The 21356-nt window shown below is 44.9% G+C and carries 18 protein-coding genes; all 18 read right to left on the bottom strand.

Going from position 1 to position 21356, the window contains the following annotated elements; genetic code table 11:
* Nucleotide 1: 1 nt before the first annotated feature.
* Entirely contained in the window at nt 2-2605 is a 2604-nt protein-coding gene (locus P1X15_RS20000; protein ID WP_277339909.1) for a TonB-dependent siderophore receptor, read from the bottom strand.
* A gap of 30 nt (nt 2606-2635) precedes the next feature.
* Nucleotides 2636-5821, bottom strand: a complete 3186-nt coding sequence (locus P1X15_RS19995; RefSeq protein ID WP_277339908.1) for a hypothetical protein — start codon at nt 5819-5821, stop codon at nt 2636-2638.
* Nucleotides 5822-5852: 31 nt separating this feature from the next.
* The gene (locus P1X15_RS19990; RefSeq protein WP_277339907.1) at nt 5853-6278 is read right to left on the bottom strand and encodes an ATP-binding protein; all 426 of its coding nucleotides are present in this window, start codon (nt 6276-6278) and stop codon (nt 5853-5855) included.
* Between the two features lie 59 nt (nt 6279-6337).
* A complete protein-coding gene (locus P1X15_RS19985; RefSeq protein WP_273211687.1) occupies nt 6338-6658 on the bottom strand; it encodes an anti-sigma factor antagonist in 321 nt (106 codons plus the stop codon).
* A 36-nt stretch (nt 6659-6694) separates the two neighbouring features.
* Nucleotides 6695-8812, bottom strand: coding sequence for a glycogen debranching protein GlgX (gene glgX, locus P1X15_RS19980; RefSeq protein WP_277339906.1), 2118 nt, complete (start codon nt 8810-8812; stop codon nt 6695-6697).
* A 4-nt stretch (nt 8813-8816) separates the two neighbouring features.
* Complete coding sequence (locus P1X15_RS19975) at nt 8817-9155, bottom strand: STAS domain-containing protein (RefSeq protein WP_028666378.1); 339 nt, start codon at nt 9153-9155, stop codon at nt 8817-8819.
* A 21-nt stretch (nt 9156-9176) separates the two neighbouring features.
* Nucleotides 9177-11003 (bottom strand): AGE family epimerase/isomerase, encoded by a 1827-nt coding sequence (locus P1X15_RS19970; RefSeq protein WP_277339905.1) that lies wholly within the window; start codon nt 11001-11003, stop codon nt 9177-9179.
* 35 nt (nt 11004-11038) lie between these two features.
* Nucleotides 11039-11464 carry a VOC family protein gene (locus P1X15_RS19965; RefSeq protein WP_277339904.1) on the bottom strand — a complete coding sequence of 142 codons (426 nt, stop codon included), beginning with the start codon at nt 11462-11464 and terminating at the stop codon, nt 11039-11041.
* Nucleotides 11465-11478: 14 nt separating this feature from the next.
* Nucleotides 11479-12051, bottom strand: a complete 573-nt coding sequence (locus P1X15_RS19960; RefSeq protein ID WP_028666375.1) for a DJ-1/PfpI family protein — start codon at nt 12049-12051, stop codon at nt 11479-11481.
* 18 nt (nt 12052-12069) lie between these two features.
* Nucleotides 12070-12825 (bottom strand): type 1 glutamine amidotransferase domain-containing protein, encoded by a 756-nt coding sequence (locus P1X15_RS19955; protein ID WP_277339903.1) that lies wholly within the window; start codon nt 12823-12825, stop codon nt 12070-12072.
* A gap of 42 nt (nt 12826-12867) precedes the next feature.
* Nucleotides 12868-13206 (bottom strand): nuclear transport factor 2 family protein, encoded by a 339-nt coding sequence (locus tag P1X15_RS19950; protein ID WP_277339902.1) that lies wholly within the window; start codon nt 13204-13206, stop codon nt 12868-12870.
* A 12-nt stretch (nt 13207-13218) separates the two neighbouring features.
* Entirely contained in the window at nt 13219-14058 is an 840-nt protein-coding gene (locus P1X15_RS19945; RefSeq protein ID WP_277339901.1) for a xanthine dehydrogenase family protein subunit M, read from the bottom strand.
* Nucleotides 14059-14077: 19 nt separating this feature from the next.
* Nucleotides 14078-16945 (bottom strand): molybdopterin-dependent oxidoreductase, encoded by a 2868-nt coding sequence (locus tag P1X15_RS19940; protein ID WP_277339900.1) that lies wholly within the window; start codon nt 16943-16945, stop codon nt 14078-14080.
* Nucleotides 16946-16989: 44 nt separating this feature from the next.
* Nucleotides 16990-17382: a nuclear transport factor 2 family protein gene (locus P1X15_RS19935; RefSeq protein ID WP_028666370.1), complete on the bottom strand. Its 393-nt coding sequence runs from the start codon at nt 17380-17382 to the stop codon at nt 16990-16992.
* Nucleotides 17383-17412: 30 nt separating this feature from the next.
* Nucleotides 17413-18252, bottom strand: coding sequence for an MBL fold metallo-hydrolase (locus P1X15_RS19930; protein WP_277339899.1), 840 nt, complete (start codon nt 18250-18252; stop codon nt 17413-17415).
* A 33-nt stretch (nt 18253-18285) separates the two neighbouring features.
* Entirely contained in the window at nt 18286-18711 is a 426-nt protein-coding gene (locus tag P1X15_RS19925; RefSeq protein WP_277339898.1) for a hypothetical protein, read from the bottom strand.
* A gap of 109 nt (nt 18712-18820) precedes the next feature.
* Complete coding sequence (locus P1X15_RS19920) at nt 18821-20527, bottom strand: thiamine pyrophosphate-binding protein (RefSeq protein WP_277339897.1); 1707 nt, start codon at nt 20525-20527, stop codon at nt 18821-18823.
* Complete coding sequence (locus tag P1X15_RS19915) at nt 20517-21344, bottom strand: type 1 glutamine amidotransferase domain-containing protein (RefSeq protein ID WP_028666366.1); 828 nt, start codon at nt 21342-21344, stop codon at nt 20517-20519. Before P1X15_RS19915 ends, P1X15_RS19920 begins: the two co-directional genes overlap by 11 nt.
* Nucleotides 21345-21356: the final 12 nt, after the last annotated feature.

Raw genomic sequence — 21356 nt, 5'->3', positions numbered from 1 at the left:
TTCATTTAATGTCGAATAAAATACCAATTGAAAAATTTCGATGTTCTTGTGGAAACCTGGATGCACCTACGATGTTATCGGCCTCTCTGATGCCGGGTACAAAATATTCTTTGTCCAAGAGGTTGTTGACGGTCGCTTGTACCGATACGCCCTTAAAGAGGTTGTGATAAGTCACAACGCCGTCTAGCACCAGATAAGGATCAAACGATTGAATAGGGTTGCGGCTTCCTGAAGTACCAGCACCAGACTTACGCGCGCTTACGTAGTGAGAGGTAAGGTTGAAATGCCAGCTTTTGTTGAGCTGATAGTTGGCACCTATATTGAAAGAAAAATTGGCAATGTCGCTGACTCTAAGCCCCGATGCCAAATCAGTAGGATTGGTATAGGTAAAATTGCTCCAGATGTTGAGCTTTTCGGTTTGGTAATTGGCTTCGGCTTGTATGCCCCAAATGCGTTGCCGACCAATCCCCTGGAATTGATTGGTGCGAGTGCCATTTTCGAGCACGACCGTCACGAGTCCTACAGCATTGCTATAATTGGCGCGATAAGCGGCAATGTTGATATTGGCTTCTTTGGATATTTTATAATAAACACTAAACTCCATGTTTCGCACTTTTTCGGGCTGAAGGGTGGGGTTGTTGAGCCGCCGATCGGAGGTGGTTCCGTATTTTTGTAAATAAGAGGCATCCTTGAAAGCTTCGGCATAAATGCCTTTGAAAATAAAGTTTCCCTTACTATAAATCACTGACAAACGGGGGTTTACGACTACGCCATATCCTCCGCTTTTACGGACGCGATTGTTGTCAAGGCGCAAACCCGCTACTAAATTTAAAGACGGAGAATAACGATAAGTGGCCTGGGTATAAATTCCCAAATCAAGAGCACGGAAATTGTTGCCTCCCCGAAGGGTATCAGCTGGGAAGCCAATGTCGTCGGGATTAGGAGTCGCGGAAGTAATATAATTCCCTTGAATGATACTGTTTCGGTACTCTACGCCACTGTTGATGTCGAGCGTAGGCAAAGGACTCCACAAAGCCCGCAGTTCGTTGCGGAATTGATTTGACCCTCGATAATAATAAACAGTAGAGTAAGTAGGCGTAGTACCCGCTGCTAAGTCAGCGATACCGAGGCGATTGTTGTAATAGCTCCGATAAGAAGCAAGATTGGTACCGCCGTCAATTTCATGTAAGCGATAAGAACTTAAAATAACAATCTGAAATTTTTCGCTTAGCACTTTATTATAAATACCGGCTAGACTGCGGTACAAAGTAATCCACCGTGAGAGATTGCGGGTGCTGAGGCGGGTTTGGTTGGTATACCAAGGGGCGGCTCCTTCGTCGGTTCGCCAAGAGGAAGTAAGAATGGTAAATTCTTTAAATTCCATTTTGCCTTTGATGTACCAATCCCTCGAAAAGTCGTTGAAAGAAACAGGCTGGTTATAAGCGTTTCCGTTGAAAAGCTGATTGTCAAGCTCGGCCGCTTTTTGTTGTCCTTTGGGAGTAAGTTTGATAGCACTGATGGCGTTGTTGGCATATTCGACCGTATATAAGTCAGAGTTGGGGTATTTGGTAAGAAGCTGTGTACTAGCGGCGTAGGTTTGAGCAGCGGTACCCGTACGATTCAAATGGCTTGCATAGTCGCTTACTTCACGGGTGCCATAATTCCACTCAGGGTATTGGGAGAGGTTCATTTCATTTGATTCAAAAAACCTTCCTGATACCGAAATCGCCACGTCTTTGGTTTTGGTAGCGACTGTGGCGTCAAGGTAGCGACTGTTCCAAGTGCCGTACCTGCTTTGTCCTTTTACCTCAACTTTATTGTTGGCATCGATGATTTCGGCGTATTTTTTGGTGATAATGTTAATGACACCCACAAAAGCATTGTTGCCATACATAGTAGCAGCAGGACCATACACTACTTCAATGCGTTCGATGTCTGACAAAGGGTATTGACGCGAAATAGGGATATTGTCGGAGGCCAAGTCATTTTCTTCAATACCATCGATTAGCATGAGCATGCGGTCGTTGGAAGTAGAGCGATATCCTCGACCGTAGAAATTGGAGTAGCCGGGGCCGTTGCCTTTGGCGATATCAAATCCTGAGAGGTCGTGTAGTACTTGTTCGAGATTTTGATACCCTCGCTTGATGATATCTTTGTCGGTAATCACGGTCACGGTGGCGGGTACTTTCAAGACATTTTCGGCGCGCTTGGACACCGACGTAATTTGAATGATGCGTTCTTGGGAGTCTTTTACGTATTGAAAAAGCTCTTTAAATTGGGGTGAAGACGCAAAATCAGGGACAAAACTGGGGTTGATAGCCAACAAATTCTGTATCGACCGACTCGCTTGCTGCGTAGAGTCGAGAGCCAGGTATGTCATAGCCAAAATTTTATAAGCTTGTACTTTGGCATTGGGCGAATAGCCGGTTTTCAAACAGGGTAAAAGAATCGAGAAAACTTCATCAAAATTTCCAGTGGTGAATTTTTTTTCGGCATCAGGAATATCCACTGACTCCTCGCATGATTGTCCGTATATTCTTCCAACCTGTAAGCTCAGTGCCATTACCCCCATTATTATCGCATAAAAACGTAAATTTTTTCCCATATCACAGGTCATTTTCAATAAAACAAATCATTACTTATGGGCCGAGATTTTGTTGAATTCGACGTCTTTTCCCACGTACTTGTTCCACTCTTCCACGGTCATGTCTCGGGTTATTTTTTTAGTTACCTCTTTGTAGAGGTCGTTGATGTTGATATCCCATACGCGTACGGTGCGGTCGGCGCCGTAGGCAATTAGTTTTTTGCTATCTATGGTGAACCGAATCCCAGTGACCCAGTTGTTAAAGTCATTGATGATGATAGGTTGCTGCTGACGACTGATTTCGTCAAAATTGAAAAGATGTACCGACCAGTCGTAGCTGCTCGTAGCAACTAGGTTGCCGTCGGACGAAAACACAATGTCGCTGACGATTGAATTGTGCCTCCCTACTACAGATGTACCTGAATATTCGACGATTTTATCGTTTTCATAACTCCATAAATAAAGTCCTCCGTTGCTATTTCCTGTCATTAGCTTGCGACCGCTAGGGTTGAAAGCAAGGGCCGTGACACGAGGCGCCATGCCATTGAATGCAAAAAAATCGGGTGCTGCTTTAAGATTCTCAAGGGCAAAAGCAGCTACTTTTCCTTTAGACCCGCATAGCAATTTTTTGCCATCTGGACTCAGCTGCGCACAAAAAATGTCGATATTGGTTTTGACATTCACCAAAGAATCAAGACCATTAGGCTTGATATTCCAAGTACGGATGTTGCCATCTCCACTGATAGAGATGAGCTTAGTTAGGTCTTGGCTAAGCAATAGCGATTGAATAGGACTACGGTGGGCCTTTATTACGGTTGGAGTAGGGGTAGGTTGGTCTAGATTCCAACTGACGATAGAACCTTGAGCACCTCCTACAATAATTTTGTTTCCGTTGAAAATCACTGTGCGGAAGCTTTCATTGGTTTTTGCCCCTCGGCTGAGGGTTTTGAGAAGCTGAGGTTGGGACGTATTAAAATCCCAAACTTTGGCAGTGGCATCGTCGCTTACTGAAACAAATTGAGTACCCACAATATCGTTTTTAATAGCCACTGACCTTACTACATCACTGTGCCGACGCAAAATCAACTTAGAACTTGAGCCTGCAGCTTTAGCTAAGGCATTGAAAATGTCAGGATTATTTTTTTCGCCACCACTTTTTAGGTTGAGGTCATAAGCATGGAGGGCCAGCAAAGCGGGAAGACCGTCTTGGGCGTTGTCGGGCATTTGGGTGGCTTGGATGGCGATTGAACGAGCAATGGCCTTCACTTTTTGATTTTCTGCATCCTTGCGAGCTTCGTCGGCAAACTTCCTTTGTGTTTCGGCGTCTTTTCTGGCTTTTTCGGCTTCGTCTTTGCGTTTTTCGGCTTCACCTTGAGCTATGACGGCTCTTGTACGTTGGCTTTCGGCGTCGCGTTTGGCACTTTCGGCACTGATGCGTTGTTGGGTAGCCACTTTTTGGGCTTGGATGGCCTCTTGTCTTTGAAATTCAGCTTTTCTTTGCTCGGTTACGGCGATGAGTTTTTGCTCCTCGGTAAGTTGTTTTTGAGCTTCAGCAATTTCCTCTTGTTGTTGAGCTATTCTTTTTTGAGAAATAGCCTCTCTTTTCTGTATTTCGGCTTTTTTCTGTTCAGAGAGAGCTATTTTTTCTTTTTCTAAAGATTCTTTTTCACTTTGCTGGGCTTGGTTTCTGAGAATAATAGAAACAATCAAAAATAGTAGTGAAAGCAAAGAGCCTAGCCCTAAGATGAGGGCAAATTGTCGGGTCCGCTTGACTTCCTTCTTGTGTCGAGTTTCTTTGTTCTGAACCTCAAAATCATATTGATTACGACTGTATTCAAGGTAGTTGATAGCTCGTTCAAAATAAGGGTCATAGCGAGTGGCCCATTCTTTGGTAGGGCGATTTTCTTTGAGCCATTTTAGCCCTATTTGGAGTTCGGGATTGACCCAAAGCCCCGTTTTTCCTTGTTGATATTGCTCCGCCGAAAAACTCAATTTTTTATAAAGCTTTGCCGATTCAGTTTCTTCTTCTACCCACATTTTGAGGCGTTTCCACAGATAAGTGATGCGCTCGTGGGTCAAGTCAATGACCGAATTGTCGGCTAGTGGAGTGGAATAGGAAGGAGATAAAAAAGAAGTACCTACTTCTCGTAATCTATCAATGACATCGAGCAGTAAAAATTCAGGAGCAGCGGTTATTTTTTTGACATTGGCCAAAGTCGTAGGGGTGACTACGCCAGCATCGCCCGCTCCAAGCGTAATAAGTGCTTTGAATAGCTTTTCGGTGACTGCTTTTCGTTTGGCATCGAAAATATCCTCATAAATTTGTTCGGCATGTAGAGAAAGCGCATCTGACATGGTACCAATGGCCTCATAATCAGACTCATCAATGCTTTGTTGGTGGGTTTTGACGGTTTGCCAGTGATCCCAAGTACGCATAAGTGCGTGCTGAAGTACGGGCAATTGATCGGTCTTGTTGCCAATATCTTTAAGGAGCCTTTCAATGAGGTCGGGGGAGATATTGACGCCGACCGTATCAAGCGGCCCACTAATAGCTAGCACAATTTCGGCGTGGTTCATCTTTGGTAAAAGATAATACCCACGATTGATGGCTTCGGTAAGACCGTTGTAGTTGGTACAATAATCCAAATAATCGGAGCGCATCGTCAGAGCCACATAAATAGGCAAACTGCGCTGATTAAGAATCCGAACCAAAAACTCAATGAAAAGGATGGTTTCGTCGCGGTCGGTTTGAATGGTGGCCTCCTTTTGACGATACCTAAACACCTCTTCAAACTGGTCGATGACAAATAGGATATTTTTTCCAGCAAGCAGCTGAAAAACGCGATTGATACCATCGGAATCATTGAAAATCAAAGATTCGAGATTGTTGACAATATCAGGAGAAGAACCACCAATATTAAATCTGTTGAAGTATTCACTGATAACTCCAATGAGATTTTTGATAGGTTCTCCTCCTGGCTTTAGCAATAAAATATGCCATCCTTGCTCAGGGGTAAGGTCGAGCGGCGATTTTTCTAAAGAGGGAATAAGCCCTGCTTTGATAAGCGACGACTTCCCACTTCCCGAAGATCCAATGATTGCCAAAAACCTTGATGCGCTGAGTTTATCCCGTAATTTTTTGACGTGGCTTTCTCTCCCAAAAAATAGACTTGCATCTTTTGAGTCAAAGCTTCTTAATCCAGGAAAAGGGTTGGCATAAGGTCGGTGGGTGGTCATATTTCAAAAAAACGGTCATTGGCCCTTGTTACTAGGGGCTTTTGATGTCAACAATAAAGATATTTCGATTTCGATTGTTGGAATACTCGTACTTAAACTCACTTACTCCATTGATAGTGAGATAGATACCTAGCCCTCCAATGGGCCGTTCGTCAAGGGGCAGATCAAAATCCTCTTGGTCGGGCAATTCGCGAGTCGTAGGGTCGAAGGGAGCCGCATCATCTTCAAAGATTACTTTGAGTTGATTGTCGGCTACCTCCGTTTTTACATCAATGATGCCCTCCAAACCAGCGTTTTGGTAGCCGTATAAGATGATATTGGTGGCGATTTCGTCGATGGCCAATATCAAATTGTACGTGGCTTTTTTGTCTAATCCCGCTTGTTGGGATATTTCTTTGACGTATTGCCGTAGAGGGTCAAGAGAGTCAACATGGGCGGGAAAGGTTTTTAATTCCATTTGCGTAAAGACAAATTTCGTACCTGAGTTTGGAAAGGTTTATGCTGCTTTTGCTCTATTTAAGCAGGATATTGATCCACGATGTTTACGCTGTGGTGTAGACCTGTCTTTTCGAGTGTATCTACGATAGACTCCTGTGGCTTCACTACATAAATCGTAAGACCTACCCCGATTTTTTGTTTTGAGAAAATCAACACCCGTAGCCCTGCCGATGACATAAAAGCGAGGTTTTCCATATCCAAAACGAGTTCAGTGGGGGATTCGAGCGCCACTTTTTCGATTTCTTTTTGAAAAACCCGAGCTGATAAAGAATCTAGCTCGCCCGATAAAGTGAGCTTAGCTACTTTGTCGACTACTTCAGAGGTTATTGTAAAATCCATGATATGAGAGAATTTTTTGGTTGAGAAAGAAAGAGTTTATTTGGCCACTAGCACTACCACCGATCGTGAACCTACAAAGAAAGAGGATTGGTCTTCTAGGATAGGTTCTTCGCCAATGGCGTGGATGTCCTGAGAATTGCTCATGTCAGTATTGGCAAAAACGTGCCACTTGGCGCCGCCTTCCAAAACCGGCAGCTCAAAATGCAGCGGTTCCCAATACATATTCATTGCTACATAAATAGTGTCGTCGGTGATAGTACCTCCTTTGGCGTGATTGCCACAAAGCATGAAGCCTAATGTCCGGCTGGACTCCGACCAGTCGGGACGCCAAGCATGGGTACCGTGGAAGCTAATATCTGGTAGCCCGCTACCTACATAATCGTAATGACGGAAGTGGGTAGCACTACGCAACACGGGGTGAGCACGGCGGAAACGCAAAATCAACTGAGCATACCGAAACAAATCAGCGTTGGAGTTGAGCAAGTCCCAATTGAGCCAGTTCCATTCGGTGTCTTGACAGTAGGTATTATTGTTGCCTCGTTGGGTATGCCCCATTTCATCTCCCATCAAAATCATGGGTGTACCTTGGCTTACCATCAAAATCGTTAAGGCATTTTTGATTTGCTTATGACGAAGAAAATTGATGGCTGCGTCGTCGGTTGGGCCTTCCCATCCGCTGTTCCAAGAGTTGTTGTCGTTGGCTCCGTCGTTGTTGTTTTCGCCATTGGCTTCGTTATGTTTGTCATTATAAGCAAACATATCATGCAACGTAAACCCGTCATGACAAGCCACAAAGTTGATACTTGCGGTAGGCCCTCTTGACGAATACAAATCAGGGGAGCCTTGGATACGTTGGGAGATTTCGCCCACAAGGCCAGTATCTCCTTTTAAGAAGCGGCGAACGGCATCGCGGTATTTTCCGTTCCATTCGGCCCACCGACCATAGGCAGGGAATGACCCTACTTGGTACAATCCACCCGCATCCCAAGCTTCAGCTACCAATTTACATTTGGCCAATACAGGGTCGTAGGCCAGAGATTCCAGCAAAGGAGGATTGCTCAATGGACTACCATCTTGGGCACGTCCTAAGATGGCGGCCAAGTCAAACCTGAACCCGTCGATGTGGTATTCGGAAGCCCAATAACGTAGGCAGTCAAGTACCATATTTCGTACCACAGGGTGGTTGCAGTTGAGGGTATTGCCCGTACCAGAGAAGTTGAAATAATACCCTTCTGGCGTAAGCATATAGTAGGTCTTGTTGTCGATACCCCTAAAAGAAATCGTGTGACCTCGGTGATCTCCTTCGGCAGTGTGATTGAACACTACATCTAGAAATACTTCGATTCCGTGCTTGTGGAGTTCTTTGATGAGGGTTTTGAGCTCATCGACCTGCATCCCAAACTTCCCAGTAGCAGCATATCCTGCTTTAGGCGAGAAAAAGTTTACGGTGCTATAGCCCCAATAGTTGACGAGCATTTCGCCATTTTCGGGATTGACGCGGCTGTTTTCCCATTCGTCAAACTCATAAATGGGCATCAATTCGATACAGTTGATACCCAATGATTTAAGGTAGGGAATCTTGCTACGAATACCGCTAAAAGTACCGCCGTTTTTGATGTCGGCAGAAGGGTGACTCGTAAAGCCCCTAACGTGCATTTCGTAGATAGACAAATCTTCAATGGGGGTTTCGAGAGGGTGGTCGTTTTCCCAGTCAAAATCCTCAAACGCAAGTCGAGAGCGATAAGGATAGATGTTGTCCCAGTTGGGTTCGGCTCGCCAAGTATCACGCCCTCCAAGTACCTTAGAATAAGGATCACTCAAGATGATGTTTTTGTCGAATCGGTAGCCTTGTTCTGGAATAAAAGGACCATCCATACGATAGCCATATTCAAGTCTTTCATAATCAAGGTCGAAGACCGTCATGCAAAAAACATCCCCGATTCTGAATTCGTCAGGAAATGGAATTTCGGCATAAGGTTGGGCTTCACCTCTCTCAAAAAGTACCAAAGTACAAGAGATTGCAGCACTTGAATACACACTAAAGTTGACTCCATTTGGGACCATAGTAGCCCCAAATGGAAGTGGACGCCCCCGTCTGAATTTGATACCCTCATGCTCATGAGTGGGGTAATAATCAATCCGAATATCTGCCATATTTTTAGCCTTGTTTTAGCGATTCTATTCCTTCTTCTATAGTAGCTACGATAATGAAGAAGTTAATAAAACCAGTATTAGACATTACGTCTTGAATTTCTTCTGATACTCCCACCAAGACCACTTTGCCGTTTTGGGCTTTGATTTGGCGATAAATCATCAGTAATACCCGCAAACCAGCACTGGAAAGAAATTCAACTTTACTTAAGTCGATGATGACTTGCCCTTGTCCTTTGATAGCGTTGATGGCCGCTTTCTCAAATTCGGGTGCGGTTTTGCTGTCGATATTACCTTCTACCTCAATGACAGCAATGCTCTCAACTATATTTTCGGCTATTTTCATGTCGTTTATGAATAAGAAGGTTTACTGAACAGGAGTCAAAAGAACTTTTACGCGTACACGCTCGTCGGTTTGAGGAAGCGTCACGGTCAAAGCATTGGCGTCAAAATCAGTGTATGGCTCATCGTTGATATAGCATTCGCTGATATATACACTACCTGCGGGGAGAATATCTGGCGATACAAAGAGTTTGTTGTCTTTGAAACCGTTGGGATATGGTTTGAAATAGAAATAAGTAGGCTGCTTGGTAATCAGCAAGTTGGTGTATACTGCCGACAAGAAGCAAAGCTCTGTGCTGTGGTAAGCACTCATAGAGTGGCTTCCTTTGAAGCGTTCTGTACCCAAGAGATAAGGCATACCATTGCCAAAGACGTTGAAGTAAACGCCGCCGTCGTCGGTATCTAGGAAGAATGCATTATAGAAGGCTGCTGACTCACGGGCATATTTGAGATAGTCTTCGTCTTTGAGGATACCATGCAAAATCATGTAGGCCAAAATCGCCTGCTCTTGCTGCCACCATGCTTTGCGGTCATGCCATACAAATTGATGACGGCCATTGGTAAGGGTTTCGCGTTCTACTACATCATACCATCCGCCGCGTTGCTGGTCAGAACCTGCGGCTGGCATCAAAGAGGCAATTTTTTTAGCAAATTCTAAATAAGAATCTTTGGCAACTAATGATTGCATCCGCATCAAGTTCCAAGCGATTTTGAGGTTGTGACCTACTACGGCGCGGTTTTGTTGCCATCCCCAAGTTTGGTCTTTGCTCCAATCTTCGAAGAATTTTTCTTGAACAAATGGGCTATTTTCATAATCAGGGAAATACTTAGTGATGGTATCGAAAGTATATTCCAAGAAATCAGCGTATTTTTTCTCGCCTGTTGCCAAATACAAGTTGATAAGATAAGCAGGGGCGTGGTCACCTACGGAGTTCCAGTTTTTGCGGGCGCGATTGTGAGCCAACGACTCCGCGCGAGGGTCGAGGGTAATAGGATCGATGTGAGAGAAGTAGCCTTCTTGCTCGTTGTCTTTGAAGTATTTTTCAAAGAGTTCGATGGTTTTTTCGATATCCCACATGATGCGCGGGTCTCCAGTGAGGCGGTAGGTCTGCGTAGGGCCAGCTAAAGCGTAGATTTGCTCATACATCGGCAACGAATCCCAATCATCGCCAAACTCCGAAGTGAGCAATTTGGTTTCTTTTTGTCCTTGTACTTTTACGCCATGATACCAATATACCAAATCAGCGTCTTGGTCATAAAAACGCATGTGGTCGCGGAGGTATTCGGTTCCGAGTTCGGCACCTTCCAAAAATGCCTCATTTCCCGTAATCATGTACGCCGATGCAAAACCATACACCATACGAGAGATGGTATCGGTTTCTTGCAAATAATCCCCTTTTTTCGAGCCTGCTAGGTGTAGCATGGTTCGGTAGTTTTTGTAATTGATTTCTTCTTGGGGATAGTTAAACTGCCATTTGAGGTAGCTAGAAGCAATCGATGAGATTTGATTAATCCACCAATCTTGGGCTTCGTGGCGGTATTCAAGTGGGGCAGTACTAGGGAAAATTATCCATTGTACCTCAAATACATAATCTCCCCCCTCAACTGGTGGATAGAAAGTACCATAAGAAAACACAAATTGCCCCGGTTTTGCAAGTAAATCATGCATGACACCCGAAGCATCTTGGTAAGATTCATCTAAGTTGCGGAAGGTACGAGCATACGTAGAAGGAAGTAAATTTACTTTGAAAACACGCTTATCAGATGTTTCGACGGTGTACCATTTTTCGGCGGTATTATATTCCAGAACATAGCCCGCAAGGGTATCTGAAAATGTAAAATCGAGTTTCATGAATTGAGTATGTTAGAAGTTTAAATAAAGAACGATTATGATTGGCTAGCTTCGTCCACGTATCCTTGCGTGATTTCGATGATATTACCTTCAGGGTCTTTTACCCAAGCCGTTTTCCAGCCAGGGATAAAGTCATCGAAGGTCAACGGCCCTAGCGTGATTACTGCATCTGAACCCATTTCGGCGAGTTTGGCATCCACATCTTCCACCGAAAATGCTAAATGACGAATTCCTTGATAATGAGGGCCATCTCCTTCGGCAAGGGGGATGGGTCTTTCTTCATCAGGCGGGAATACTTCAAAATAGAAATTGCCGGCGTCTTTCAAGAAAACAAGTTCTTTACCTTCTCCCAGCGAAATGGTACGAGCTCTTTGGAAACCAAAATATTTTGAATAAAAGCTTTCAAAAGCACTTAGATCTTTGACCGTGACAGCTACGTGAAAAAAAGAGGTTTGAATCATGAGTGAGCGTAGGTTTAGGCTTTTTCTGAAAGGATTTCGATGATTTTTTTTGCAAAAAAGTGCGCATGTCCTCCCGAGCGTCCCGTTACCAAGTCGCCATCTACGACTACATCTTCGTTGGTATAGATAGCTCCGTAGGCTTTAGCATCACCAATGAGGTTGTTGTGACAAACCAAATGGCGCCCTTTGACTAGTTCGGTAGCAGGTGCTACTAGCCACAAGCCATGACAGATGATTCCTTTTAAGATGGTAGGTTCGGCAAATACCCTTTTCAAAAACTCAGTAGCTGGGGGGATTTTTTCTACATCTTCGGTGTATCTCAACCGATCCGAAACCATGCCCGAAGGAACGATAATAGCCGAGTAGCTCTTCAATTCTTCATCGCTCATGTTTTCAAAACTTTCCCAGCAATCCATCGGCACTTTGTGCTCATGACCATGAAAAGTGATTTTGGGCTGTCCCCACAAGCGAGTCAAGAAATGAACCTCTGCACCCTCTTCAGGAAATCTGTATTGGTAATAAAATATTTCGTTTTCGTAATAATCGGCCTCAAACAAGATTCCGATTTTTTTCCCTTTGAGTTTCATAAGGTACAGAAAGTTAGATTAGGAAAGAACTTCCACTAGTTTGTCGCCAAAAGCAATCGATGATTCTACCGAAAGCGCCGTAACGAACGGATGATCATAATGTACTTGTGGTTTTTGGCGGTTGGCAGTAGGGTCAGAATATACCCGGCCATTAGGACCTACGGCGTCTTCTACAATCACCAAAAGTGGGAAGGCAAAGCCCTGCGTCACGATGTCGGTGCCAGGGTTGGCTTCGTTGGCTCTTACCAAAGGATAGTTCATCATACCTGTGAAGTCCCATTCGCGGGGGTGAGCTACGACTTTATTACCATAGATGATACTGCGGTGAAGGGTATCACTTTCGCGGGCCCATACAAAAGCACCGACGGCGTAGCATAGTGCTCCAAGGATTTTTCCTTGCTCATAAGCAGCCACGCAAAGTTGATGCACAAAAGGATTTCCCACAATATCAAGAGCAGAGCCTGGGCCTCCCACAAGCACAAGTGCATCATAGTCTGACATGACGGCATCTTCGATTTTGAGGGGGTTATCCCACTCGCCTGTGTCAAGGATTTCATTGCAACGGTCTACTACTTCGGCAGGGTTGACGTTGTAGTTTTGCATAGGGTCAATAAAATCTTTGTCCATACTCAAAACCATCGGGAGAGGAGTAATCCCCTTTGGTGTGGCAAGAGTCAAGTCAAAACCAGCTTTTTTGAGGGCATCCCAAGGGGCTTGCAATTCTTCGGCCCAAAGACCAACGTTCGATGCTAAAATCAAAACTTTCTTGCTCATGATGCTTTATTTTTAATCTATTAAAGGTTGTATGTTTAGAGTTTATTTGAGTCCTGAATAGTGACGGAATATTTTGCCGTCTTTCATATAGAGGGCGTCATATACTTTGGAAGGACCATTGGTGGTATTGATAGTGGCTTCCAAAAAGATACTATCGTCGGTAATCGCCAACTTTTCGGTAGAAATAAACCCCCGATAAATGTATTTGAGATAATCGCCAAGTTGCTGGAGAAGAGCTTCTTTACCTTTCAAATGAATCGGCTCATCGGCCACATGCAGAATCATCTCGGCATCATCATGATAATCATGCTCCACAAGTACATTTACGTCGTTGTCTGCGAGCAGTTTTAAATGGTTTTCATAAAATTCTTGGTTAGTCATAGTGATCTATTTTTAGAGCTTCATAATTGATTTTTTGAGTAATACTTTAATAAGATGCAGAAGATAAGCTTCATGAACAGCGGGCTCGTTTTGGAAGGTGAGCGCTTCTGCTTCGAGTTTTTCGAGGGCGTTTTCTACATCATTAGAACTAACGGGAGCACCTAGGAGTGCTTTTTCGACTTCTTCGAGCCTTACAGGAATCGCAATACAACCCGACAAGGTAACACGGGCGTGAGACACTAGTCCGTCGGTTTTGTCAAGAGCCACAGCAACGCCACAAATCGTACGACCTCCTCCCAGAAAACTCATGTTTTCGTAAGAAGAAGCACCCGTAGGCGCAGGGATATGTACCTCTCGGATAAGTTCGCCTTGTGCGAGGTTTTTGACTCCGCCTTCCTGATAAAAAGTGGTAATAGGAGTAATACGCTCTTGGGTAGCATCCACAATAAGAAGCTCGGCGTCGAGAGTCATCAGGGCCGCCAATACGTGCCCGTGCAAAGCTCCGCCATAATAAAAAGCGCCACCAATGGTACTATTGTTGATGGCATGAGGGTCTCCAATAGCGGCCAAAGCTTGACCTAGAGCAGGATAAGCACCCAAAGCTGGATTTTTGATTAAATCGGCGTAAGTGGTCGTCGTCCCAATCACGAGGGTGTTTTGTTCTTGCACAACTTTATCCAATTCTGGAATATTTTTGAGGCTAATGACTGCTTTGGGGCTGAGGAGGCCTTTTTTCAGTTGGCTTACAAAAGCCTGGTCTCCCACCAGTACTTGCGAGCCGTTTTGCTGGATGAGTTTGAATACTTCGTCTAAAGTAGACGGCGCGGCGTATTCAAACGGATTGATAGTCATGATGATTGAATCAAAAAGGTTAGGTAGAATAAATGGCTTGCCAAATCTTCTCAGGGGTCACGGGCATATCTATGTGCTTGACTCCATAGTCAGCTAATGCATCGCATATGGCATTGACTACCGCAGGGGCCACCGGAGGATTGCTTACGTCGCCTACGCCCTTTACTCCCAATGGATTGGAAGGAGAAGGCGTGACGGTTCGGTGAAGTTCCAAATGAGGAATCCAGCTCGAACGTGCAATCGAATAAGTATCAAAATCATCGGTCAATACTTGGCCTGTTTCGGGAGAATAGCGTGCTTCCTCTGACAAAGCTTGGCTTATTCCTAGCAAAATATTGCCATGCGTTTGGCTACGTACCACTTCGGGGTTGATGACTACCCCAAAATCATCGACGGCGATGTAATTGACCAATTCAACAGCACAAGTGTCTTTATCTACTTCCACTATGGCTATGTGAGTTCCAAAAGGAAAGTTGAAGTTTTTGGGGTCAAAATAAGCCGTTGCCTCTAAGCCTGGCGACATACCTTCTGGCAAATCCCATCCAAACCATAGCATCAGTGCTACCTGTTGGAGCGTCATGACGGCTTGTTCGGGAGCAGGAATTCCAATTACTTTTCCTTCTTTGTATTCAATCAGATCAAGTGGCATCTTAAACAGATAAGCGGCGTATTCGCGGGCTTTCTGAATCACCATTTGGCAAGCTTTTTGGACAGTCACCCCTTCCACACTCAAAGACCGGCTTCCGTAGCTTGCTTGACCATAATACAGCGGCAAATCCGTATCAGAGTGCTGGATAGTTACGTAGTCCATTGGAATTTGTAGCTCTTGGGCCGCAATCTGCGCAAACGTCGTATCTTGTCCTTGACCGTGAGGCTGCGCTCCCGTAGTGATAGCTACCTCGCCTGAAGGAGCAATATGAATGTAAGCACTTCCCCAGGTACCACTCATCAAACCTTCACCGCCCATTTTGGCCGAATTTCCAACGCCTGCTACGGCTACATACGAACCTATCCCCAGTCCTAGAAGTTTGTTGCGTTGGAGTGCATCTGCTTTCATTTGGGAGAGGTTGGCATAACCTGCCTTTTCGAGGGCTATGTCTAAGTTTTGTTCATAGTTGCCAGAATCATAAGTCCATCCCAAACCATTTTCAAACGGGAATTGGTCGCTTTTAACCATGTTGATACGTCTTACTTCGGCCGAATCCTTCCCAATCTCTCTGGCAAAACGCTCGATAGCTCTTTCTATCAAGAAGATGGCCTCGGCCCTTCCTGAGCCTCTCATAGGAGCCGTGGGGACTTTGTTGGTATAGACTACGTTGATTTCGTAAGAAGCGTGCGGAATCGCATACGCTCCCGTGATACTTCTTCCAATCAAGGCGAGTGGCTGCCCAGGCGCATTGATCACAGGATAAGCTCCCACGTTGCTATATGCCTTGCAGCTTAGAGCAGAGATTTTTCCGTCTTTGGTTCCAGCGATTTTGATATGCTGGATTTGGTCTCTTGATTGGGCTGTATTGCGAGAAAAACCAGCGCGAGTATCTACCCATTTCACGGGGCGACCTAGTTCGCGTGCCATCCACAGTACAAGAGGGGTATCGGGGTAAAGATTGCCTTTACAGCCATTACTTTCTCCTATGTAAGGTACAATTACTCGCAGCTTATTATATGGAATTCCCAATACATACAACGAAATCAGTAATCGATGCGGATAGGGGATTTGGGTATTAGTCCAGATAGTGTGCTGATTGGTGGCGGGATCGTGTTGAGCAAGTACCCCTCTCACTTCCAGCGTATTGTGCATAAGTCGTTGGTTGTAGATTCGCTGCTCTACTACTACTTCCGACTCGTCGATGGCAGTTTGAGTAGCGTCTTTGTCCCCAAAAACTGTATGAATCATGATATTGTTGGGGGCGGTCTCGTGCAGTTGAGGTGCCCCGTCTTTTACGGCTTCTTCGGCATCCAAGATCACCGGAAGTGCCTCGTATTCTACCTTGATTTTGTCGAGGGCATCGTAAGCTTGTTGGCGGGTTTCGGCCACGACGGCGGCCAATTGATCCCCCACAAACCGAACTCGGTCTTTGGCAAAAACCGAATGCGAGCCCGGTACAATTCCTGAAGGGTGGGGCAAGAAATGACTTTCGGTGAAAGGAGGAATCCAAATCACCGGCATGGGCATTACTTGCTGGGTGTCTTTCCAGGTAAAAATCCTTACCACACCCGGCATGGCTTCGGCCTCAGAAGTATCGATGCTCAAAATATTGGCATGACCATGAGGACTTTGTAAAATGGCTGCATGGAGCATATTGGGAAGCGACATATCCGCGATAAACTGGGCGTCGCCTGTGATAAGCTCTTTGGTTTTGCGGGTTTTGGGAGATTGCCCAATATAAGACGTGGGAGGTGCTTGCTCATTGGTAGAAGTTTCGCCTCTGAGCTCGGCAGCAGCAGCTTTGATAGACTCCACTACTTGCTGATAGCCCGTTTCGCGGCTGAGGTTACCCTGAAGCCATTGTTTAATATCGGCATCACTAGGGGCGGGGTTTTGGCTCAACAACTCTACCGCCGACATAATCGTACCAGGGGTAGAGAAACCATTCTGAACGGCGTGATTTTCCCAAAAAGCCTTTTGAAGGGGGTGTAGTTCACCGTTTTGGGCAAGACCTTCGATAGTCGTAATATCACTCCCTTCGGCTTCTATGGCAAGTAGCTGGCAACTTTTGGTCGCTTTGCCATTGACCAATACCGTACAAACCCCACAGTTTCCTGAGTTACAACCTACTTTCGTTCCCGTTAGATGAGCTGAATCCCGTAAAAAATCTACCAGAAGTGCGCGTGGTTCTACATCGCTAGCATATTCTTTTCCGTTTATTTTTACTTTTAAATCCATGTTTTTGAGCAATTATACTCTTATTGGAAAGTTTGAAAATATAATTAGGCGAGAGAGCCGTCGGGGTGCTGCACCATACCTGCAAAGTGAATGGCAATCTGCCCATTGCGCAATACCCAACTATCAGCAAAGCGCATCTGACTTACACCGTCTTTGGTAGTCATGGTGATTTGTTCGGTAATCATGAGGGTTTCGGGGTCTTCGGTTTCTGCCCAAAAAACAATGTCAGACTCTAGACCATCGATACCCAAAATCCCCTGCATATGCTCGCGGATTTGGTCGCGACCTTTGTAGATAATCGGTGTTTTCATGAAGCTACTGATGAGCAGAGCATCATCGGTATATTGGTCCAATAAAGCTTCAATATTTTTGTCCAAAATGAATTGAATATGTTCGCGATACATATTCCCTAGTTTGGTATCGGGTACGTTTTTCATGTGTTAGATTCCGTTGAGTTTGTGGTTAACTTATTGATTTTGAAAAACAAACAACATATAATTGGACATGTGAAGCGTAAGCTCCAGACCATAGCCAGGGTATTCTGCTTTGATGCTATTGATGAGATCTTCGCCGCGTAGCCCTTCATTGACTTTGGCTTTGGCAAAATTCAAATACCCACTCATAGTGGGAATAATAGAGAGGTCGGTAGGGTCGCCGTGGCCAGGTAAAATATGCTCATATCCTTTGGCTTCAAAAGATTCAAGCACTGCAATCCAGTTGTCGAAGCCATATTCGCCTGCTTGGGTACGTTCTCCAAAGTAGGGGTAGGCTTTGTTGTAGACAAGGTCTTGAGCCAACAGGATTTTATGGTCAGGAATCTCAACTACCAAATTGACAGGGCACTCCGTTTCGTAAACTTTCTGGAGATTGATGGTAATTCCGTCAAAATCTATGGCGCCTTCTTCCAATGGTATAGTAGGCAATACTTTATTAGAAGGAATGACATCGGGGGTTTCGGGGTGAAGGCTCCGGTGATAGCCCAACAAATAATCTGCCAACGCATTGATGATTCCAATCACTTCTGGAAAGGCACTGATAGGATAGCCCTCAAAGGAAGCTGCCCCAAACCAATGGTCAGGGTGATGATGGGAAATCAAAATTTTATCCAAAGGTTTGTTGAGGCTATCAATATAAAGCCGCAATTCATCCGCATGAGGTTTCAGTTGAAGCGTGTCAATAAGCAAAAGCTTATTGGGTGTTTCAATGATTTGTGCATTTACCATTTCACCGTCTTCAGGTGCCTGAACACAATGAATGGTAAATGCCTCATTCTCAATCTTTTTGATATTGATAAAATTAAAAGACATGATCGGGCTGGGTTTAGGGAGATTATTTGTTTGTTAGAGTGTAGCCGAGCCTTCGTAGTATTTTAGGTCATCTACGGTGTATTTGGTAATCAAAGCTGTATCATCGGGGCCAGCTTTTACTTCCCAAGTTTGGTAGGCATCCAAGGTGATACGCTTGCTATAAGCATCGGGTGCATTCCATACACTTGCTTCCCATTTTACCACCACTTTTACCACTGCAGTATCGTCGGTGATGGTAGGTTCTACGAGTTTGAGAGTGTGTACTTCGTCAAAAAATATGCGAATAACTCTCTGAAACCATCCTTCAAAACCCGCATGTCCATAGACAGTTGCTTCAGGGAAAACCATCTCAAGACCGTCGTCGATGAGAAGAGGGAGAAGTTCGACCATTGGAGCATGGACATCTAATTTTCTGTACCAAACAGCAGCAAGTGTTTCGATAGATTCTTTGGTGAGCATATAAGTTTTTTCGTTGAATGTTGAGTAAAAAAATTGATATAAATGGCAGCTTTTGAATGATTTTCTGCTGCCTATGAAGTGCTAAAAAATAGGTTTAGCACTTACCGATTTACTGAGAGCAATTGGTCTTGACCCAGTCGGGTTTGTAATCTCCTTCTAGTACCAAATCAATCAAGAACGGTTCGTCGTCGGCGAGCATTTGCTCAATAGCCGGCAAAATTTCCTCTTCTTTTTCGACTCTGACGGCTTTGACTCCCATCGACTGTGCCAAAATGTCGAATCTGATAGCGGGATAAGATAAGTCAAAGGGTAGGGGATAAGGGTGCTTGTCGATGTTGCGTTCTTTCCAATATACATCGATGTTGAGCTGTAGTAGTTTGTAGGAACCGTTGTTACAAACCACAAACTTGGCACCTGCTTTATGCCTCACTGCCGACCACAGAGTTTGGATGGTGTACATACTTCCTCCATCTCCCGAAAAGCCAATCACGGTTTTGTTGGGTTGAGAGAGTTTGGCACCGATAGCACCTGGAAAACCAATTCCCAAAGAACCACCTCTTGTTACGAAATAATTGCCCGGAACACGTGGCGGAATATAGCGAGTGATAGCCGGAGAGCTCGTCAAAGCTTCATCAAAAATGATGGCATCTGCGGGAAGTTTTTGAGCCAAAATTTCGGCAAACTGTGACATTTGCAAAGGCGATTTCCCTTTTTGGGCTTGGTCTTTTGCCAATTCAGCTGCTAGTTTGGCGGCTTTCGCTTCGCCAATTTTTTGAGTTCTTGTGGCAGCGGCTTCCCTAAATTTGTCGCTCATGGTTGCTTCTAGTTGATCGGCAAGGGCTTGGAGAGACAGCTTAGGGTCGCATACAACACCTAAATCAACTCGGTGATTTTTAGCGATTTCATAACTATTGAGGTCAAAATGAATCACTTTTGCACCGGGAGCGTAGATATCCCCTTCTTCGGGAAATACCTCAGGCATCATGTAAGTACCCACAATGAAATTAACATCTCCTTTGCTCGTGATAGGATGACTATAAGACCCAAACATGTGTCCAGTCGTGCCTTGGTAGAGGGGATGAGTAGTGTCGATGATGACATCCCCAAAATCTACCCCGTATATTTCGGCTCCAACGAGTTCGGCTACTTTTGTGAGCTCAGGAATCGCATCCGAATAGGCCACCCCATCTCCGATAAAAATCATGGGTGTTTGGGCTGAAAGTAGCGTTTGGGCTGCTTCCGAAATCAAACTTGGGTCGGGTAGTACCTTGGTAGATGGAATACAAGTCGGAAAAACTGTCTCCTCATTGATTTCATCCAAAATATCCATCGGTAAGCACACATACACAGGTCCCATAGGAGGAGTAGCTGCGATTTTGATGGCTTTACGAAGGGTACGAAGAAGCGATTTAGAAGAAAGGGCTACCGTCGAAAATTTGGTAACAGGCTCCATCATCGCCACCAAATCGTTAGCCATTTGCGAATCCATATTCATGTATTGGGTGCCAGCATCGGAGCCAATCACCACCAACGGCGCATGGCCTCTTTTGGCTTGATAGAGAGCTCCTACGGCATTTCCAATACCGGGAGAACTGTGCAACTGTACCAAAGTGGGACGTTGGGTATGGCGAGCGTAGCCGTCGGCTATCATCACTGCAATACTTTCTTGCAAAGTCAGGATGTATTTCATGTCGGGGTACTCAGCTACGGCATCCAAGAAACCTTGTTCTACCGTACCCGGATTCCCAAACATGAAATCCATACCATCGGCCAAAAACTGCTCAATAATTTTCTGATTACCAGTTTTACCACCCATATCTTTTCATTCCGTTATCAAGGACATTTACAAACTGTTCGCCAAACTCAAAAGAACACTGAAGTGAGCGCGCCGTAATAAAAGGATAGTCCACAATGACAGAAGTCGCTTTGCCAAAGTTTCCGTGGAATTGCCCGTCTGGTCCTACCGCATCAGCTAGGATATATTCCAAACAATACGGCGGCGGCCCCATGTTGAGGTCGGTATTCAAGAAGCCCGTACCATCATGATAATCGTATTCGATACAGTGGCCTGTTACGTGTTTGCCTTTGATGATAGAAATACGCTCATTGAAATCACGTGCAAAAACCAAAGGTGCTACGCCATAGCAAATGGCTCCAATAGGTAAATTCTTTTTGTAAAAAGCCAGAATAAGATCATGAACGCGCTGATTGTTGACCATATCAATGATAGGTCCACTTCCACCTACTAGCAGCAAAGCGGCGTATTCGGAGGTGTATGCTTCTTGAGCTACTTTGAGGTCTTCGTAGTATTGTTCGAAGGCTCTCAGGAAGTTGGGCGTTGAAAAATAAGGTCTTTCGGGAAATTCTTCCGACAGATTACGACGTTGTTCGAGGCGGTTAGTAGCTTCAAAAGCTTTTACCTTTTCGGCAGCTTCGGGGGTAGTTACACATACGCCGAGCGGAGGATCTACGTATGTAGTGTCGTAGCTTGGAGGTAGTGCTTCGGCCTTTTTACCCTTGGGAGTAATAAACTCCACGGTATAGCCAGCAGCTTCCAATTTTTCGAGGGGGCCTACTAGTTCAACACCCCAATACCCGTATTCAGACAGGACAGCCAAGATTTTCTTTGACATAAAATCGAAAAA

Origin of the sequence: Runella sp. MFBS21 (genome assembly GCF_029433105.1) — a bacterium.
Taxonomy (GTDB): Bacteria; Bacteroidota; Bacteroidia; order Cytophagales; family Spirosomataceae; genus Runella.
This window is presented reverse-complemented; position numbering and strand designations above follow the sequence as displayed.

Coding starts and splice junctions, on each gene's coding strand:
- P1X15_RS19925 (WP_277339898.1), bottom strand. CDS start 18,711: ATGCTCACCAAAGAATCTATCGAAACACTTGCTGCTGTTTGGTACAGA.
- P1X15_RS19995 (WP_277339908.1), bottom strand. CDS start 5,821: ATGACCACCCACCGACCTTATGCCAACCCTTTTCCTGGATTAAGAAGC.
- P1X15_RS19965 (WP_277339904.1), bottom strand. CDS start 11,464: ATGATTCAAACCTCTTTTTTTCACGTAGCTGTCACGGTCAAAGATCTA.
- P1X15_RS19990 (WP_277339907.1), bottom strand. CDS start 6,278: ATGGAATTAAAAACCTTTCCCGCCCATGTTGACTCTCTTGACCCTCTA.
- P1X15_RS19930 (WP_277339899.1), bottom strand. CDS start 18,252: ATGTCTTTTAATTTTATCAATATCAAAAAGATTGAGAATGAGGCATTT.
- P1X15_RS19920 (WP_277339897.1), bottom strand. CDS start 20,527: ATGGGTGGTAAAACTGGTAATCAGAAAATTATTGAGCAGTTTTTGGCC.
- P1X15_RS19940 (WP_277339900.1), bottom strand. CDS start 16,945: ATGGATTTAAAAGTAAAAATAAACGGAAAAGAATATGCTAGCGATGTA.
- P1X15_RS19950 (WP_277339902.1), bottom strand. CDS start 13,206: ATGACTAACCAAGAATTTTATGAAAACCATTTAAAACTGCTCGCAGAC.
- glgX (WP_277339906.1), bottom strand. CDS start 8,812: ATGGCAGATATTCGGATTGATTATTACCCCACTCATGAGCATGAGGGT.
- P1X15_RS19975 (WP_028666378.1), bottom strand. CDS start 9,155: ATGAAAATAGCCGAAAATATAGTTGAGAGCATTGCTGTCATTGAGGTA.
- P1X15_RS19985 (WP_273211687.1), bottom strand. CDS start 6,658: ATGGATTTTACAATAACCTCTGAAGTAGTCGACAAAGTAGCTAAGCTC.
- P1X15_RS20000 (WP_277339909.1), bottom strand. CDS start 2,605: ATGGGAAAAAATTTACGTTTTTATGCGATAATAATGGGGGTAATGGCA.
- P1X15_RS19955 (WP_277339903.1), bottom strand. CDS start 12,825: ATGAGCAAGAAAGTTTTGATTTTAGCATCGAACGTTGGTCTTTGGGCC.
- P1X15_RS19935 (WP_028666370.1), bottom strand. CDS start 17,382: ATGAAAAACGTACCCGATACCAAACTAGGGAATATGTATCGCGAACAT.
- P1X15_RS19945 (WP_277339901.1), bottom strand. CDS start 14,058: ATGACTATCAATCCGTTTGAATACGCCGCGCCGTCTACTTTAGACGAA.
- P1X15_RS19970 (WP_277339905.1), bottom strand. CDS start 11,003: ATGAAACTCGATTTTACATTTTCAGATACCCTTGCGGGCTATGTTCTG.
- P1X15_RS19915 (WP_028666366.1), bottom strand. CDS start 21,344: ATGTCAAAGAAAATCTTGGCTGTCCTGTCTGAATACGGGTATTGGGGT.
- P1X15_RS19960 (WP_028666375.1), bottom strand. CDS start 12,051: ATGAAACTCAAAGGGAAAAAAATCGGAATCTTGTTTGAGGCCGATTAT.